General features: G+C 32.0%; 13 protein-coding genes. 10 read left to right on the forward strand and 3 right to left on the reverse strand.

The genetic code is table 11. The features are described from left to right. The first annotated feature begins 31 nt into the window (after positions 1–31). On the forward strand, positions 32–1126 hold the full coding sequence (gene ychF / locus QZ260_RS01680) for a redox-regulated ATPase YchF (RefSeq protein WP_295982122.1): 1095 nt from the start codon (positions 32–34) through the stop codon (positions 1124–1126). A 193-nt stretch (positions 1127–1319) separates the two neighbouring features. Here the strand turns inward: ychF and QZ260_RS01685 are convergent, their stop codons facing one another. Further along, on the reverse strand, positions 1320–1544 hold the full coding sequence (locus tag QZ260_RS01685; protein ID WP_295982043.1) for a hypothetical protein: 225 nt from the start codon (positions 1542–1544) through the stop codon (positions 1320–1322). 160 nt (positions 1545–1704) lie between these two features. Here QZ260_RS01685 and QZ260_RS01690 point away from each other — a divergent pair, with 160 nt between their 5' ends. Continuing rightward, positions 1705–3561 carry a DNA topoisomerase IV subunit B gene (locus QZ260_RS01690; protein ID WP_295982045.1) on the forward strand — a complete coding sequence of 619 codons (1857 nt, stop codon included), beginning with the start codon at positions 1705–1707 and terminating at the stop codon, positions 3559–3561. A gap of 162 nt (positions 3562–3723) precedes the next feature. Continuing rightward, entirely contained in the window at positions 3724–6378 is a 2655-nt protein-coding gene (locus QZ260_RS01695; protein ID WP_295982048.1) for a DNA gyrase/topoisomerase IV subunit A, read from the forward strand. A 49-nt stretch (positions 6379–6427) separates the two neighbouring features. On the opposite strand, the gene QZ260_RS01700 is transcribed toward QZ260_RS01695, so the two are convergent. Continuing rightward, positions 6428–7681, reverse strand: a complete 1254-nt coding sequence (locus QZ260_RS01700; protein WP_295982051.1) for a carboxypeptidase-like regulatory domain-containing protein — start codon at positions 7679–7681, stop codon at positions 6428–6430. 414 nt (positions 7682–8095) lie between these two features. On the opposite strand from QZ260_RS01700, the gene bshC reads away from it, so the two are divergent. The 6 genes from bshC to QZ260_RS01730 all read left to right on the forward strand — a co-directional run bounded on the left by bshC (position 8096) and on the right by QZ260_RS01730 (position 15694). Beyond that, positions 8096–9688: a bacillithiol biosynthesis cysteine-adding enzyme BshC gene (bshC, locus tag QZ260_RS01705; RefSeq protein ID WP_295982053.1), complete on the forward strand. Its 1593-nt coding sequence runs from the start codon at positions 8096–8098 to the stop codon at positions 9686–9688. Positions 9689–9691: 3 nt separating this feature from the next. Further along, positions 9692–11065 (forward strand): aminotransferase class V-fold PLP-dependent enzyme, encoded by a 1374-nt coding sequence (locus QZ260_RS01710; protein ID WP_295982056.1) that lies wholly within the window; start codon positions 9692–9694, stop codon positions 11063–11065. A 49-nt stretch (positions 11066–11114) separates the two neighbouring features. Then, the gene (gene guaA, locus QZ260_RS01715) at positions 11115–12650 is read left to right on the forward strand and encodes a glutamine-hydrolyzing GMP synthase (RefSeq protein WP_295982060.1); all 1536 of its coding nucleotides are present in this window, start codon (positions 11115–11117) and stop codon (positions 12648–12650) included. A 284-nt stretch (positions 12651–12934) separates the two neighbouring features. After that, positions 12935–14869: a LysM peptidoglycan-binding domain-containing protein gene (locus QZ260_RS01720; RefSeq protein ID WP_295982063.1), complete on the forward strand. Its 1935-nt coding sequence runs from the start codon at positions 12935–12937 to the stop codon at positions 14867–14869. Between the two features lie 158 nt (positions 14870–15027). Next, complete coding sequence (locus QZ260_RS01725; protein ID WP_295982066.1) at positions 15028–15453, forward strand: DUF922 domain-containing protein; 426 nt, start codon at positions 15028–15030, stop codon at positions 15451–15453. Positions 15454–15457: 4 nt separating this feature from the next. Next, complete coding sequence (locus QZ260_RS01730; RefSeq protein WP_295982068.1) at positions 15458–15694, forward strand: DUF3820 family protein; 237 nt, start codon at positions 15458–15460, stop codon at positions 15692–15694. Between the two features lie 422 nt (positions 15695–16116). Here QZ260_RS01730 and QZ260_RS01735 read toward each other — a convergent pair whose 3' ends face one another. Then, positions 16117–16353 (reverse strand): hypothetical protein, encoded by a 237-nt coding sequence (locus QZ260_RS01735; RefSeq protein WP_295982071.1) that lies wholly within the window; start codon positions 16351–16353, stop codon positions 16117–16119. A gap of 182 nt (positions 16354–16535) precedes the next feature. On the opposite strand from QZ260_RS01735, the gene QZ260_RS01740 reads away from it, so the two are divergent. After that, on the forward strand, positions 16536–18488 hold the full coding sequence (locus QZ260_RS01740; protein ID WP_295982073.1) for a peptidylprolyl isomerase: 1953 nt from the start codon (positions 16536–16538) through the stop codon (positions 18486–18488). The last annotated feature ends 1 nt before the right edge of the window (position 18489 follow it).

The following is an 18489-nucleotide window of genomic DNA, read 5'->3' on the forward strand; positions in this document are numbered from 1 at the left end:
ACTACATTTGCACTCGCAAAATTATATTATTATGAAAGCAGGTATCGTAGGATTACCAAACGTAGGGAAATCAACGTTGTTTAATTGTTTGTCAAACGCAAAAGCACAAAGTGCAAACTTTCCGTTTTGTACAATTGAACCCAATATTGGTGTAGTAAATGTGCCAGATCCGCGTTTAGAAAAATTAGAATCTTTGGTAAATCCTGAGCGCGTCATTCCAGCTACTGTTGAGATTGTAGATATTGCGGGATTAGTTAAAGGAGCTAGTAAAGGTGAGGGTTTAGGAAATCAATTCTTAGCTAATATTCGTGAAACTGACGCTATTTTACATGTTTTAAGATGTTTTGATAATGATAACATCATACATGTTGATGGTAATATAAATCCAATTCGAGATAAAGAAACCATCGATATGGAATTGCAACTTAAAGATTTGGAAACTGCTGAAAAGAAGTTAGATAAAGTAAAGCGTGCAGCAAAAACAGGAAATAAAGAGGCTCAAAAAGAAGAGGCTGTTTTACTAAAAATAAAATCGGGTTTAGAATCAGGAATCTCAGTAAGAGCTTTAGAGTTTAATGAAGATGATTACAACGAATTTGTAAAACCATCACAGTTTATTACAGATAAACCTGTTATGTATGTATGTAACGTAGATGAAGGTTCTGCGGTTTCAGGAAATGATTATGTAGAGAAAATAAAGGAAGCTGTTAAAGATGAAAATGCAGAGGTTTTGGTTTTAGCCGTAGGCACCGAAGCTGATATTAATGAATTAGATGATTACGAAGAACGTCAAATGTTCTTGCAAGATATTGGTTTAGATGAACCTGGTGCTGCCAAATTAATTCGTTCAGCATATAAATTACTAAATCAACAAACTTATTTTACAGCTGGTGTAAAAGAAGTTCGAGCTTGGACTGTGGATATAGGTGCAACGGGACCTCAGGCCGCTGGTGTAATTCATACCGATTTTGAAAAAGGATTTATCCGAGCAGAAGTTATAGCATATGATGATTATGTGACTTTTGGCAGTGAAGCCAAAGTTAAAGAAGCTGGTAAAATGCGCGTGGAAGGAAAGAATTACATTGTTAAAGATGGTGATGTGATGCACTTCTTATTTAATGTTTAGATTTTATTGATTAATATTTTTTAATCAAAGCTTGAGCAACGTAATTCTTATATTTTATTCCTGTTGAACTAAAAATATCTATCTAAATTCGTTTTATGCAAGCGAAGAAACAATTTTGTGTTGGTGCAGGAATTGGTGTTTTTTGAATCGTACTTTTTTCATCAAAAGCGGTTATGGTAAAACTAGCACACAACTATGAGGTTGATGTTAGAAGTGTTTTGCTTTTGGCGTATGTTGTTTTCTTTTTTATTCTATACTGTACTTCTTTTCTAGTAACGTCTTCTATAAAAAGGGTTAATTGTCTAAACTTTGCGATTGTGGCTGGTATTGGGGCAGTTTGAACCATTATTTTAGCAACAATTTTTATATATGTAAGACTTACACGGCTCCAATTATTTGGTGATTTGATGATTATCATTGAAATTCTATTTGTATCTTTAAAAAAGGCAACTAAAACTTAGAATAAGGTTCTCAACAAAATTTGTTTTTCATTGTTAATTACTTTGTAACCTAGCTGTTTTATTTTTTGAAAGGTTATACTATATTAGCATCCCCTCATTAAATTTTCTAATTATTAAATGGCACAAGAAACCAAATATACCGAAGATAATATACGTTCATTAGACTGGAAAGAGCATATTAGAATGCGTCCTGGAATGTATATTGGAAAACTGGGAGATGGGTCTTCGCCAGATGATGGTATTTATATTCTTCTTAAAGAAGTTCTAGACAACTCAATTGATGAGTATGTCATGGGCGCTGGAAAAACGATAGAAATCTCCATTCAAGGCACTAAGGTGACGGTACGGGATTATGGACGAGGTATTCCATTAGGGAAAGTGGTAGATGTGGTTTCCAAAATGAATACTGGTGGAAAGTACGATTCTAAAGCATTTAAAAAATCTGTGGGATTAAACGGTGTTGGTACAAAAGCTGTAAATGCATTGTCATCGTTTTTTAGAGTTGAATCTACACGGGATAGTAAAAGTGCTTCCGCGGAATTTTCGCAGGGTAATTTAACCAATAAAGACTTATTAGAAGATACTTCAAGACGAAAAGGAACCAAAGTATCTTTCGTTCCAGATGAGATTATTTTCAAAAACTATAAATATAGAAGTGAGTATGTTGTAAAAATGCTTAAAAACTATGTGTATCTAAACCCCGGTTTAACTATAGTTTTTAACGGCGAAAAGTATTATAGCGAAAATGGTCTAAAGGATTTACTAGCTGAAAAAATTTCCGAGACAGATTTACTGTATCCAATTATACACTTAAGAGGAGAGGATATTGAAGTAGCGCTAACACACAGTAAAACACAATACAGCGAAGAGTATAATAGTTTTGTAAACGGACAAAACACCACGCAAGGAGGAACGCATCTCAATGCTTTTAGAGAATCATTAGTTAGAACTATTCGTGAGTTTTATGGAAAGAATTACGATGCTTCAGATATTAGAAAATCTGTAGTTAGTGCCATTGCTATTAAGGTGATGGAACCCATTTTTGAAAGTCAGACAAAAACCAAGTTAGGCTCTACAGATATGGGAGGTGATTTGCCAACAGTAAGAACCCATATTAATGACTTTTTAAAAACAAAACTAGATAACTATTTACATAAAAATCAAGATACAGCTGAAAAAATCCAACGCAAAATTTTACAAGCTGAACGTGAACGAAAAGAGCTATCTGGAATTAGAAAATTAGCAAAAGATAGAGCAAAAAAAGCAAGTCTTCATAATAAGAAATTACGAGATTGTCGTGTGCATTTTGGTGATATTAAAAACGGGCGTAATTTAGAGTCAACACTTTTTATAACAGAGGGAGATTCTGCATCTGGAAGTATTACAAAATCACGTGATGTAAACACTCAAGCTGTATTTAGTTTAAAAGGAAAGCCATTAAATTGCTATGGACTTAGCAAAAAGATTGTTTATGAAAACGAAGAATTTAATTTATTACAAGCCGCATTAAATATTGAACAATCTCTTGAAGACCTTCGGTATAACAATGTGGTAATTGCTACAGATGCAGATGTTGATGGGATGCATATTCGTTTGCTTCTCATTACATTTTTCTTGCAGTTTTTTCCTGAAGTAATAAAACAAGGGCATTTGTATATTTTACAAACACCTTTATTCAGAGTTCGAAATAAAAAGGAAACCATTTATTGTTATTCTGAAGAAGAACGACGGAATGCTATTGAAAAACTTAAACCAAAACCAGAAATTACCAGATTTAAAGGGTTAGGTGAGATATCGCCAGATGAGTTTAAACATTTTATAGGCGATAATATTCGTTTAGACCCTATCATGTTGGATGATAACATGTCAATTGAAGAATTGTTATCTTTCTATATGGGAAAAAACACGCCAACTCGACAAGAATTTATTATTGATAATTTGAAGGTTGAATTAGATATTATTGAGGAAAGCTAAATTAAAAATAAAGCTATAATATTACATATCAATAACAAAAAAGAAGACAAAAAAAGGTCTTATGATTATTTACATATCCATGATGTTAAGTATAATGCAAAGGAGCGTAAAATATAGGGAAGAGCATAACTTAATGGACAACCAAAAAATTAGGAATTTTTAATGACAGAAGACCAAAACGACGATTTAGTAAACGAACATAATGAGCCCCAAGAAACCATTACCAGAGTTACTGGTATGTATAAAGATTGGTTTTTAGATTATGCATCGTATGTTATTTTGGAGCGTGCTGTGCCAGCCATAGAAGACGGTTTTAAACCCGTGCAACGACGTATTATGCATTCTATGAAAGATTTAGATGATGGACGCTACAGTAAAGTAGCAAACATCGTAGGGCATACTATGCAATATCACCCGCATGGTGATGCTAGTATTGCCGATGCTATGGTGCAAATTGGTCAGAAAGATTTGTTAATCGACACCCAAGGAAACTGGGGAAATATTTTAACAGGAGATCGGGCGGCAGCATCTCGTTATATTGAAGCTCGTATTTCTAAGTTTGGATTAGATGTTGTTTTTAATCCTAAAATTACCGAATGGCAGTACAGTTATGACGGACGTAGAAAAGAACCCGTAAACTTGCCAGTTATGTTTCCTTTACTTTTAGCTCAAGGAGGCGAAGGAATAGCTGTTGGATTATCAACTAAAATATTGCCTCATAATTTTATTGAACTTATCGAGGCTTCAATCAAGCATTTACAAGGAAAAAAATTCACGATTTTACCAGATTTTCCAACGGCAGGAATAGCCGATTTTTCAAATTATAACGATGGTAATAGAGGAGGTAAAGTACGTGTGCGTGCCAAAATTTCACAATTAGATAAAAACACACTTGTAATAACCGAATTACCTTTTGGAACAACAACATCATCTTTGATAGATTCTATCTTAAAGGCTAATGATAAGGGTAAAATAAAGGTAAAAAAGATTGAAGATAATACGGCTGCTGAAGTTGAAATATTGGTGCATTTACCATCAGGGTTGTCACCAGATAAAACAATAGATGCATTATATGCATTCACGAGTTGTGAATCATCAATTTCACCTTTAGGTTGTGTTATTGAAGATAATAAGCCGCTGTTTATTGGTGTTACAGAAATGCTGCGTCGTTCTACGGATAATACGGTTCAGCTTTTAAAACAAGAATTAGAAATAAAACTTGGTGAACTTGAGGAACAATGGCATTTTGCTTCTTTAGAGCGTATTTTTATTGAAAATAGAATTTATCGTGATATTGAAGAGGAAGAAACTTGGGAGGGTGTTATAAACGCAATTGATAAAGGACTAAGGCCTCATATTAAACATTTAAAGCGAGCAGTAACAACAGAAGATATTGCACGTTTAACAGAAATTCGAATCAAACGTATTTCAAAATTCGATATTGATAAAGCACAACAAAAAATAGATGCTTTAGAAGAACAAATTGCAGAAATAAAAAATCATTTAGAGCATTTAATCGATTATGCTATTGCATTTTTTAAAAGGCTTAAAAAAGAGTATGGTGAAGGGCGCGAGCGAAAAACAGAAATAAGAACTTTTGATGATGTCGATGCAACTAAGGTAATTATACGCAATACAAAACTTTACGTAAATAGGGAAGAAGGTTTTATAGGGACGTCGTTGCGTCGTGATGAATATGTTGGCGATTGTAGCGATATTGATGATATTATCGTGTTTACTAAAGAAGGTAAAATGATGGTTACCAAAGTCGATTCTAAAACTTTTATTGGGAAAGATATTATTCACGTAGCTGTATTCAAGAAAAAGGACAAGCGTACCATTTACAATATGATTTACCGTGATGGAAAAGGCGGGCCTTCATATATAAAGCGTTTTGCCGTTACTTCTATTACACGAGATAGAGAGTACGATTTAACGAATGGAAACAAAGGTTCTGTAAGTCTATACTTCTCTGCAAACCCTAATGGGGAAGCTGAGGTTGTAACTATTAATTTACGACAAACAGGTAGTGTCAAAAAGCTGAAATGGGATATTGATTTTGCCGATATCCTAATAAAAGGTCGTGTTTCCAAAGGTAATTTAGTTACTAAATTTACAGTGAAGCGTGTAGAGTTAAAAGAAAAAGGAGTATCTACTTTAAAACCCCGAAAAATTTGGTTTGATGATACGGTTCAGCGATTAAATGTTGATGGTAGAGGAGAGCTTATAGGAGAGTTTAGAGGTGAAGATAAATTGCTTATAATAAATCAGTCAGGTGTTCTCAAAACAGTAACTCCAGAAGTTACTATGCATTTTGATAACAATATGATTGTTATGGAAAAATGGGTTCCAAAAAAACCAATTTCTGCTATTTATTTTAATGGCGAAAAGGAAATGTATTATGTAAAGCGTTTTTTAATAGACCAAGAAGGAAGAGAAGAATCGTTTATTTCTGAACATCCAAATTCACAATTAGAAATTATTTCTACCGACTGGAAACCCATGGCAGAAATTGTTTTTGCAAAAGAACGAGGTAAAGAACGTAAAGACAATTTGGAAATAAACCTTGAGGAATTTATTACTATAAAAGGTATAAGTGCATTAGGAAACCAATTAACTAAAGATAAAGTAAATCAGGTAAACCTTCTAGAATCTTTACCATATGAAGCTCCAGAAGAAGTTCATGCTGATGATTTAGAAGTCGTTGATGAAAAAGAAGTCTCAACTGAAACTAAAAGTAAATCTTCAAATACTGACTCAGATTCTGAGAATAGTAATTTAGATTCTGATGATGAAGGACAAATAACATTATTTTAAAAAATTAATAGCCTGTCACGTCAAATAATAGTTAAAACATAAATAAATTTTAAGTTCGTTTTAACTGCTTTTGTATTTTTTTAATAGCAGATTCAATAGACTTTTCGGGTTCAATAATGTTATAAGCTCCCCAAAATCTTGGATCTGAAAAACCTGAAGCTTTTTCACTTAAAATAGTGGTAGGACGAATTAATTTACCTCTTATTTTCGCAAGATTAGTATCTTGAATTTCCAAATCTGTAATGGCCATTTCACTATTCAAAGTGTATGTGTTATTGAAAAGTTTACCTTTCCAATTCACTTTAAAAGTTAGAGAAATATTACTGTAGACATAATGCCACTGGTCGTTTGTAGTTCTATAATTTACACGGTATGTGGCCTCAGTGGGATATACATCTACTTTTCTAGGTTTTTTTCTAACATACATTCGACTTGCCAATTCTCTATTCGAAACATTTAAGCTATAAACAGCATTAGTTAAAGCTAAAGTTTCGGCATCAATGTAAAGTTTGCCATAATAAAGGGGTATACTAAGACCTTCTTTTTGTTTAAAGTTAACGACATAGATTTGTCTGTTATTTATACTTGTAGAGTTACCATAACTAAACTTGTATTTAGGCAAATCTTCATCGTTAAAGATGTATTCTGGGTATTTAATAATATCGGTATATAAATTACTAAATGGCCCGCCTTGTAGTTTTAGGGCTAAAGTATCTAGTTTGGAATAATCAGTACTTTTTCTTGCTTTAATTAATTCAATATGATCCCTTCTTTTGTTATTATAGGGTTGTTTATGAATTTTAACAACTGCTTCAGAAAGAGAAGCATTTTTTCGTCGCTTTTTTATAGTTTCTCTGTAAAAAGCAGTCATTAAAGTACTTTTGTTATTGTACAGACTACTTTTCTTTTTAAGAGTTTCTTCAACTAATTCTCTAGCATTTTTAATTGTAGCTGTTATGCTAATTTCATTTAATTGAGTTATCGAAGGAGTAAGTCCTATTTCTTCATGATTCTTTATCGATGAGATTTTTAGTTCTCTTTTTTTATAGCCTAAGTGAGAGATTGTTATACTTCCTTCTAAAAAAGTATTTGGTATTTTTAAAAGAAATTCACCATCAGAATTGGTAATGGTACTAATGTTGGAGTTTTTTATAACAATGTCTGTGAAAACTAATGGCTTTTTGGTATCAGCATCAATTATCTTCCCAGTTATTTCTTTAAAAGATTTGAGGTCTTGTGCAATTAATAAGCTAGTACTCACTAAAAATAAAATGAATACTAGAGAAGTAATTAACTTTTTCATAATGAATGTTTTAACAGATGTTTAGTGCTATTAAGATATTAAAAATGCACCTGTTAACCTATTAATCAATAGTTTTTCTAACTTGTTTTTGAAAATCCAAAAACTTCGATAATAAAATCAAGTATTAGATTTTTTTATCTCTGAGTTTCGATAAAAGAAATAAGAGCTTTTGATGTATTATTAAGAATCATATACCAATGGGTAAATAATTAAAGAGTCTTTAGGAAATACGTCTAATTCTGGCTTGTATCACTTTAAAGTGCTTTAAGAATTGTACGCCATGTTGTTAGCTGCTTTTTTTATCTAAATTATACTTTGGACCTAATAGTTTTAAAGTAATAATACTCTTAACTTATTTTTTTGAATTATAGAATTTGAATAGCCTTATATTTACATGATTTTATAAATTGAAATATGAAAAAAGATTATATTCGGTTTCATGATACCGGTTATTTTTCTAAATTAATGTTTGACTTTCTTGATGAAAATCAAGAAATACAGGTATTCTATAATCGTTATCCTAAAATAGAAAATTTTAAATCTCAAATTGAAGAAAAAAGAGGGTCTTTTGATTCTGCTTCAAGAATTACATTAGCCTCTGCTCTTTCCAAACAATATAAAAAGATTGAGTCTTCAGAATTAACAATTCAAAATATTGAGAGTTTAAAATCTGAGAATACATTTACTATTACTACGGGTCATCAACTTAATTTATTTTCGGGACCACTGTATTTTCTTTATAAAATTGTTTCCACTATTAATCTTTCCAAAGAACTAAAAACTAAATATCCAGAGTGTAATTTTGTTCCTGTGTATTGGATGGCCACTGAGGATCATGATTTTGATGAAATAAATTACTTCAGTTTTAAAGGGAAAAAGTTACAATGGAACAGAGCGTCCGCCGGTGCGGTTGGTAATTTGTCTACTGAAGGCCTTGAAGATGTTTTTAAAGTGTTTTCTGAGCAGCTTGGGAATACTCAAAATGCTGAAATGTTAAGAGCTCTTTTTAGTAAGGCATATTTGGACCACGATAATTTGGCTGATGCCACGTTATTTCTAGCAAATGAATTGTTTAAAGATTATGGTTTAGTAATTATTGATGCTAATGTAGCTGAATTGAAAAGGGGATTTATTCCAATTATTAAAGAAGAACTGCTAGAACAAACTTCTTATAAATGTGTTTCCGAAAGTAATAAAATACTATCAGAGTCCTATAGTATTCAAGTCAATCCTCGTGAAATTAATTTATTTTATTTGAATAAGGACATTAGGGAGCGTATTGTTTTTGAAGATGACCTTTATAAGGTTTTAAGCACTAATATTTCTTGGAGTAAGAGTGAGATACTTAAAGAAGTCTCAGACTTCCCGGAAAGGTTTTCTCCTAATGTTATTATGCGTCCATTATATCAAGAAGTAATTTTGCCTAATCTGTGTTACATTGGTGGTGGTGGTGAGTTAGCTTATTGGATGCAACTTAAAAATTATTTTGATAAAGTAGAAATAACCTTTCCAATACTGTTATTAAGAAATTCTGCTTTAATTCAAACAGAAAAACAAGCTAAAAAACTTAAAAAGCTAGATATTTCTTTAGAAGATGTTTTCTTAAAACCAGATGCATTAATTAATAAAAAGGTCAGGGAAATATCTAATATTGATATTGATTTATCAGTTCAAAAAAATCATTTAAAACAACAGTTTGAAAACTTATATCATCTTGCAAGAAAAACGGATGAATCTTTTTTAGGGGCGATTAAAGCACAAGAAATAAAGCAATTAAAAGGACTTGAGAATCTTGAAAAGCGCTTGTTGAAAGCACAAAAAAGAAAGCTATCTGATGAGGTTGAAAGAATGACTGATATTCAAAATGAATTATTCCCAAATGGTAGTTTACAAGAACGAAATACTAACTTCTCAGAGTTTTATTTGGAATATGGTGAGCAGTTAATTCCTGATTTAATTGAAAATTTAAAACCTTTAAAAAATGAGTTTACAATTTTAACGGTATAGACTATGCACAAAACAGATATTGATTTAGTTGATATGACCATGGATGTTATGAAGTATGTTATAGACAGGCTTTCATCAACAAAACAAAAGATTGGTAAACCTAAAAAAGAAGAAGAGCTTAAAGCTTTAGTAGGTGAAACCATTACAGAAAATGGGATTGGAGGAGAGCGAGCCTTTAAATTATGGAAAAAACATTTAACCAAATGTAATGTGCCTATTGACCATCCCAGGCACTTAGCTTTTGTTCCTGCATCGCCTACAAGAGCTGCTGTAATGTTTGACTTAGTAACATCGGCATCTAGTATACATGGAGCTTATTGGATGGAAGGCGCAGGAGGGATTTTTTGTGAAAATGAAGCCATGCGATGGATAGTCTCCTTAACAGGTTTGCCTGAAGATGCTTTTGGTGTTTTTACAAGTGGTGGAACGGCTGCAAATCTTTCGGCGATTGTTACAGCTAGAGAATACTGGCGTAGCCTTAAAGAGCGAAATAATCTGGAAAAGGGCCTTATTATTACATCAATAGGGGCGCATTCTTCAATTAAAGCTATGGCTAAAGTGGCCGATATAGATGTGCTTTTAGTAGATACGGAAGATAAATTAGAAAAAGAGGCTCTAGAGGTTACAATTAAGAATTTACCAATACAACAAAGGCAACGTTTATTTGCAGTTGTTGGCACTGGAGGAACAACAAACGCTGGTATTGTAGATGATTTAGAAGGAATAGCTGCTATATGCGAAAAAGAAAATTTATGGTTTCATGTTGATGCAGCTTATGGTGGTGGAGCTTTAGTAGCAGATTCAGTGCGTCATTTATTCAATGGTATAGAAAAGGCGGATAGTATTACCATAGATCCGCATAAATGGATGTTCTCGCCTTATGATTGTGGAGCTGTTATTTATAGAAATCCAGAATTAGCAAAAAACGCACATTCTCAACAAGGTTCTTATTTAGATATTTTTAAAGATGAAGGTGCTCATGGTTTTAACCCTACAGATTATCAAATACAACTGACACGTCGCGTTAGAGGTTTACCGTTATGGTTTTCATTAGCAACTCATGGAACAGATAGATACAAAGAAGCTGTAGAAAGAGGTATTGAGTTAGCCCAAATTGCAGGTAGATTAATAAAAGAAAACCCTAATGTAGAATTGGTGAGAGAACCAAGTTTATCCTGTGTTTTATACAGAAGGATAGGATGGGATTCTGATGATTACACGCATTGGACCTATGAAAATCATGAAAAGGGATTTGCTTTGGTAACTCCTACAAAATGGAAACAAGGAGATAGTTATGAAACTGTTTCACGTTTTTGTTTTATCAATCCTGATACTACTGAAAATGATATAGATTTGATTTTAAAATCAATGGAATAATTTTTCGTTTTTTGCATATTTAGTTTTACTATAAATACTATTTTTGCGCATGCAACATGATAAGGTATTAATTTTAGACTTCGGATCGCAATACACACAACTTATTGCCCGTAGAGTGAGAGAACTCAACATATACTCCGAAATACATCCATTCAATAAAATTCCAACAAATATAGAAGACTACAAGGCCGTAATTCTGTCTGGTAGCCCAAATTCTGTAAGAGGAGAAGATGCATTGCATCCAGACTTATCAGAGATTAGAGGTAAAAAGCCAATGCTTGCCGTTTGTTACGGCGCACAATATTTAGCTCATTTTTCAGGAGGAGAGGTAGCACCTTCAAATACTAGAGAATATGGTCGTGCTAATTTATCTTTCATTCAAAAAGGTGAACCATTTTTTGCTAGTATTTCTAAAGGAAGTCAAGTTTGGATGAGTCATAGTGATACGATTAAAACATTACCTAAACACGGTGTTTTGCTAGCAAGTACAAATGATGTTAAAAATGCCGCATTTAGAATAGAAGGAGAAAATACTTTTGCTATTCAGTTTCACCCGGAGGTTTATCATTCTAAAGATGGAAAACAATTATTAGAAAACTTTTTAGTTAAGATTGCCGATATAAATCAAGATTGGACACCAGATTCTTTTGTTGAAGAAACGGTTGAGGCCATTCAAGAAAAAGTAGGAAATGATAAAGTAGTTTTAGGACTTTCCGGTGGCGTGGATTCTACTGTTGCTGCAGTGTTATTAAACAAAGCCATTGGAAAAAACCTGTATTGTATTTTCGTAAACAACGGATTACTTCGTAAAAACGAATTTCAAAGTGTCTTGAATCAATACGAAGGCATGGGGCTCAATGTAAAGGGTGTTGATGCTTCAGATAGATTTTTAGATGCTCTAGCCGGAATTGAAGATCCAGAGAAAAAACGTAAAGCTATTGGGAATTCTTTTATTGAGGTTTTTGATGATGAAGCACATAAATTAGAAGATGTTAAATGGTTGGCTCAAGGTACTATTTATCCTGATGTTATAGAAAGTGTTTCGGCTACGGGCGGACCATCCGCAACTATAAAAAGTCATCATAACGTTGGTGGATTACCAGATTTCATGAAGCTTAAAATTGTGGAGCCACTTCGTGCTATTTTTAAAGATGAAGTAAGACGCGTTGGAGCTACTTTGGGTATTGATCCTGAATTGTTAGGGCGTCATCCATTTCCTGGTCCAGGTTTAGGTATTCGTATTTTAGGAGATATTACTGCTGAAAAAGTGCGTATGCTTCAAGAAGTAGATGCTATTTTTATAAACGGACTTAAGGAATGGGGATTATACGATAAAGTTTGGCAAGCAGGAGCCATGTTATTACCTGTAAATAGCGTTGGTGTTATGGGAGATGAGCGTACTTATGAAAAATGTGTAGCACTTAGAGCTGTTGAAAGTACAGACGGTATGACTGCAGATTGGGTAAACTTGCCATATGAGTTCCTTCAAAAAACATCAAATGATATAATAAATAAGGTTAAAGGTGTTAATAGAGTAGTTTACGATATTAGTTCGAAACCACCTGCAACTATTGAGTGGGAGTAATTAATGGAAAAGGCAAAATTTTTAGCTCGATGACTTTAAGAGGAAGAAAATAGTGAACTATTCATATTCATGAGCTGAATAAATTAAAATAAAACCTAACGAATAAAGCGCTACTCTTCTGGTAACACCCATATAAAATGGCTAAAGTGTATATTATTTAGTTTTGGCATGCTATGTGCTAATAATTAAGAAAGAGGGCTTTGTTTCAATCCTTAACGGAGTATGAAACGTATATAACTAAGTAATCAGGTTTTATTATATTTATATCTTGTATATTAAACAACATGAAGAGAATTTTATTAGTACTTATTTTGGTTTTGGCATTTGGTTTTACATCGGTTGAAGCTCAAAATTTTAGCACCCATCAAGTTAAAAAAGGAGAAACTATTGAGGCTATTTCAAAGCGTTATTTTGTGACGCCTTTTGATATTTATAAGCTTAATCCCGATGCTAAAAAAGATTTAAAGCCCAATACGGTTTTAATTATTCCTATTTCTAAAGCTAAAAAACCAACGATTACAATAAACAAAGAACTTCAAGGGTTTAATGAGCATAAAACTAAACGAAAAGAAACGCTATATAGCTTGTCTAAAAAGTATAATGTTTCTGAGGATGATATAAAGAAATATAATAAGTTCTTGTATTCTAATACCTTGAGAAAAGGTGACAGATTGCAAATACCAAAATATAAAATTACGAAAATTGTTGAAGAATTAGAAGCTACCAAGCGATACACCGTACAACCTAAAGAAGGAAAATGGCGAATTGCGTATAAATTTGGAGTTACCGTTGAAGAATTAGAAGTCTTGAATCCAGGTATAACTGAAGTCTTGAAAGAAGGTGACGTTATTAATGTACCCAACTTAAAGGATGAAGCGGAAAAACAATTTGACGACCAATATAGTTACTACAAAGTATTACCAAAAGAGGGTTTTTATCGTTTAAAACTTAAATTAGATTTAGAACAAGACCAATTAGAGGCTTTAAATCCAGAGTTAAAAGAAATAGGGTTGAAGTCTGGTATGATATTAAAAATACCACATTCAGATGCGATAGAAGGGCTTATTGAAGGAGAATCTGAAGTAGTTAATTTAGTCAATAGTATTTCGGATTTTGAAACAAAGCATATCGCAATTATGCTACCCTTTAGAATGCATCGTGTTGATTTTGATTCTATATCTGATGCTAAAAAGAGCTTAAAGAAAGATCCTTATTTGAATGTGTCTCTAGATTTTCATTCAGGTGTTTTAATGGCTCTAGATTCTTTAAAAACATTAGGAATTTCTTTGAAGGTTGATGTTTATGATACGCGATATGAGGTTAGCGAAGTTTCAAGGATTATTAGAGAGAATGATTTTGAAAACATTGATGCTGTTATTGGGCCTTTAACACCGGCAAGTTTTAATAAAGTGGCCTCAGAACTTGAGAAATATAATACCCCAGTAATTTCTCCAATTGGTACAAAGTTGAAACTACATGATAATGTATTTCAATCAAGACCATCTGATGATTTATTAAAAACTAAGGTTATTAATTTTGCAAAATCAGATTCGTTGATTGGTAATATAATTATTATTGCTGACACCAAAAATGTAGCTACAGCAAATGAATTGAAGCGTGAATTTAATATAGCTAAATTGGTGTACTCCAGAAAAAGTAAAGAGGGTGAAGATGAGTTTTTTGTAACTAAAGAAGATATAGAAGGAGCTTTAAAACCTGGTAAGAACCTGGTGTTTTTAGAAACTCAAAATGAAGGGTATGCTTCAAACGTAACTAGTGTTTTGGCATCTTTAAATAATAAGGTAGATCCTGAATCAACTGAAGAACCCTCAGAAATTGTACTAGTAACTACAAATATTAATTCAGCTTTTGAAGGTGATCAAATAAACAACACACACTTATCTAATTTGCAATTTCATTTTGCTACTGCGTCTAAAGAATACAACGAAAATGATAACAATGCTTTCGTTAAAAAGTATGATAAACTTTATAACATTACTCCAAATAAAAGAGCAGTCAGAGGTTTCGATTTAACCATGGATGTGGTATTACGTTTAGTGTCTTCTGATGATTTATATACATCTGTAAATAATACACCTCTAACAGAGTATGTAGAAAATAAGTTTGCTTATAAGAAGAAACTTTTTGGAGGTTATTATAACGATTCTGTATATCTTGTTAAGTACGACGATTTAACTGTTGTTGAAGTAAAACAGTAAGATTTAAGGCTGTTCGTTTTATATTTCAGTAGCTTAAACCTGTGATTAGGATTCTTCTCTTAATAAGTTGTTTGGTTTTTGTTTAAAATGATGAACCCGTATTACCTTGGAATGAAACTTACAAATTAACGTGGCTAGATTTTAAAGCAAAACCTAATATGAATGATAGTGCAGTTGCTATATCAGCTTCAGGAATTACATTTGGTTTTTCCATCAGGCGAACAGATAAAAAAGAAGTGGTTAGTTTTTCATCAGAAGTATACGCCTATTTTTATCCAGACCAATCATGGTTTAAAATTGAACAAGCTGATGATCATATTTTAGGGCAGGAACAATTACATTTTGATTTTACTGAGTTATACGCTTGCAAATTTAGATATCGTATTTGTCTATTAAAGCTTACAAATGACGTTAGGGTGGAGTTAAATAAAATTCATACTTATATAAATGTTAAATTGTCTCAGATGCAAAACAAGTATGATAATGAAACCGATTATTCAAGAAATTTTGAAGCTCAATCAAAGTGGAGAATTTATGTGGACGCTGAACTTAATAAGTATTTAAAATACAAATCTGTAGATTAATTATATGTTATTAGATAAACAATTTTTAATCGACTTGGCACATACTAAAATGCCTTATGGAAAATACAAAGACCGTTATTTAATAGATTTACCTGAATATTATGTGGTTTGGTATCATAACAAAGGGTTTCCTAAAGGGAAATTAGGAAACATGCTAGAACAGGTTTATGAGTTGAAGTTAAATGGTTTAGAGGAACTGATTTGGAATATTAGAAAGCAGTATCCTAAAAGGAGAATTTAATTTTTAAAGCTGGTTTAAAAAAAAGACTTCAAAACTTAAATTAATTCCTTTGTGAGCATGCCATTTTGATAAGCAAAACTTTTTTATAAATCATGTCCATGATGTAAAGCTCGACTAGCAATAATACCTTGGGTACTTTATGTTTCTAATGTTGTGCTTTCAGTTTGCTCTAGTCTCCAACCAGTATGTTGGTTTTTATGTTTTGCTTTTTTAAGCATTTTTTATTTAGATTTAACTCCAATTAAAATAAAACCCTTTTTCCGAAATATATTTGTGTAATTTGTCGTTCCACAACCAATATCTAAATATAAGCCATTGGCTTTTGGATTTAGAATTTTTAAAAGACGTTCAGCGATGTATGGTTCTGCCAAACATATATCCTTAATGCTTATGCTAATATTATCATATTGCTTCCATACTTATTATTCTGTATAAACCTGACCTCTATGAGGTTTTAAAGCATCTCTGATTTCCTTCATACCCGTTTCAGATACCACCAAAAACGCAATAGAATGATTGATGTTTAATTCTTCAACCCCAGTAATGGTAATATTTAAGTCTTCTAATTTAATGTACTCTTTTAAATGAATTTCGTGGTGCTCTGCAATTTTCTTTGAGTCAGATCCACGGAAATCCCAAATTAACTTTAGTTTGCGCATATAATTTAAGTTGAAATAGTATGAGTTAGTTTTACTTCAAATATAATGTAAAAAGGAATGCGCTAAATAAGTAGTTTTAAAGCATAATAGTTATAATAATTACTTTTTTTAATCGTTAAAAAAACAACTTGTATTATAGGTCTATTTTAGTATTTTTGTAATCATTAAAAAAAAATCAGTCCATGAAATTAAGATTTTTATTTACTTTATTTTTAGCATGCTATATGTTAAATGTAATGGGACAGTCAGTTGATAAAGATGTGCTTTTTACAGTCGATAACGAACCAGTTTTTGCTTCTGAATTTTTAAGAGTTTATAATAAAAACCTTGATTTAGTTCAAGATGAATCTCAAAAGGATGTTGATGAGTATTTAAAGCTTTTTACAAATTATAAATTGAAGCTAAAAGAAGCAAGAAGTTTAGATTTGCATCAAAAGCCTTCTTACAAAAGAGAACTTTTAAGTTATAAAAAGCAATTAGCCAAAAATTATATCACTGATTCTAAAGTTACAGACGAATTGGTGAAAGAAGCTTACCAACGCATGTCGTATGAACTTAATGCAAATCATATTTTGATTAAAGTTGACGAAAATGCAATCCCACAAGATACTATTGCTGCATTTATTAAAATCACAAATTTACGAGACAGAACTTTAAAAGAAGGATTTGAAAAAGTAAGATTAGAAGTGCATAATGGACAAACTGTTTTCGGTGAGAAATTAGGTTATTTCTCAGGTTTTAGCATGGTTTATAAGTTTGAAAGTGTTGCTTATAATACCAAGGTTGGAGATGTGTCGAAACCATTTAGAACACGCTTTGGATATCACATTGTGAATGTTTTAGATAAACGCCAATCAAGAGGAGAGCGAACGGTTGCTCACATTATGGTCATTGAGAGTAAAAGGGATTCTTTAGCAGAAAAACCAGAAGTAAGAATTCAAGATATTTATAAAAAACTAAATCAAGGTGAAGCATTTGAATCTTTGGCTAAACAATTTTCAGATGATAAAAATTCAGCATCAAAAGGAGGCATGTTAAAAGCATTTTCTGGAGGACAAATAAGAGCGAAAGAATTTGAAGATATTGCTTTTAATTTAGAGAATGTTGACGATGTTTCAGAGCCATTCAAAACTGAATATGGCTGGCATATTGTAAAGTTGCATAATAAGAAGCCCGTGCCAAGCTTTGAAGCTATGAAACCTGAATTAGTTGAAAAGGTAAAACGCGATAGTAGATCTAAATTAATAGATGAAGCGTTAACGAATAAGTTAAAAACAAAGTATAATATTGGCTCTAAACACCCTAATTTAGATTATTTTGTTTCTATTTTAAATGATGATTATTTTAAAAGAACTTGGAAACTTCCTGAAGATTTTAAAGGTAGTGAGCTGTTAGTTAGAATAGGAGATAAAGAATTTGCTTATAATGATTTTGGTGTATTCTTAATTAACTCCCAACGTAATGAACCGAAAAAAGAATCTATAGAATCCTTAGTATCGAAGAAATATGACTCTTTCTTAAATGATAGTTTAGTTAAATATCAAGAGGATAATTTAGAGACTGAAAATAAAGATTACGCAAATATAGTTGCAGAATATAGAGATGGATTATTGTTATTCGATCTTATGGAGACCACTATTTGGAATGCTGCAAAAACAGATTCAACAGCCATAGAGGAATTTTATGAAAGTAATAAAGCTAATTATGTAAAGCCTAAAAGACTTGATGCTATTGTGGCCTCTTCAACTAAACAAAAAACACTTAAAAAAGTATCTAAGCTTTTAAGCGAGAACATAGTGTTAGATCAGATTAAATCTCTTGTAAATAGCAATAATAAAGTAGATGTTATTTTTACTTCTGGTATCATGGATGCTGAACACCAAGCCCTTCCAGAAAGTTTTGATTTCAAAAAAGGGATTTCAGAAATACATAAACATAATGATGCTTTTGTAGTTGTAAATGTAAAAGACGTTTTACCACAAGAACAAAAAACGTTAGAAGAGGCCAAGGGAACTGTAATTAGCGATTATCAAAATTATAAAGAAGAAAATTGGCTGAAAGATTTAAGAGGAAAGTATAATGTTGAAGTTAATCAAGACGTACTAGAAAAGGTTAAGTCTCAACTTAAAAAATAAT

This window comes from uncultured Algibacter sp. (genome assembly GCF_905480415.1).
Classification (GTDB): domain Bacteria; phylum Bacteroidota; class Bacteroidia; order Flavobacteriales; family Flavobacteriaceae; genus Algibacter_B.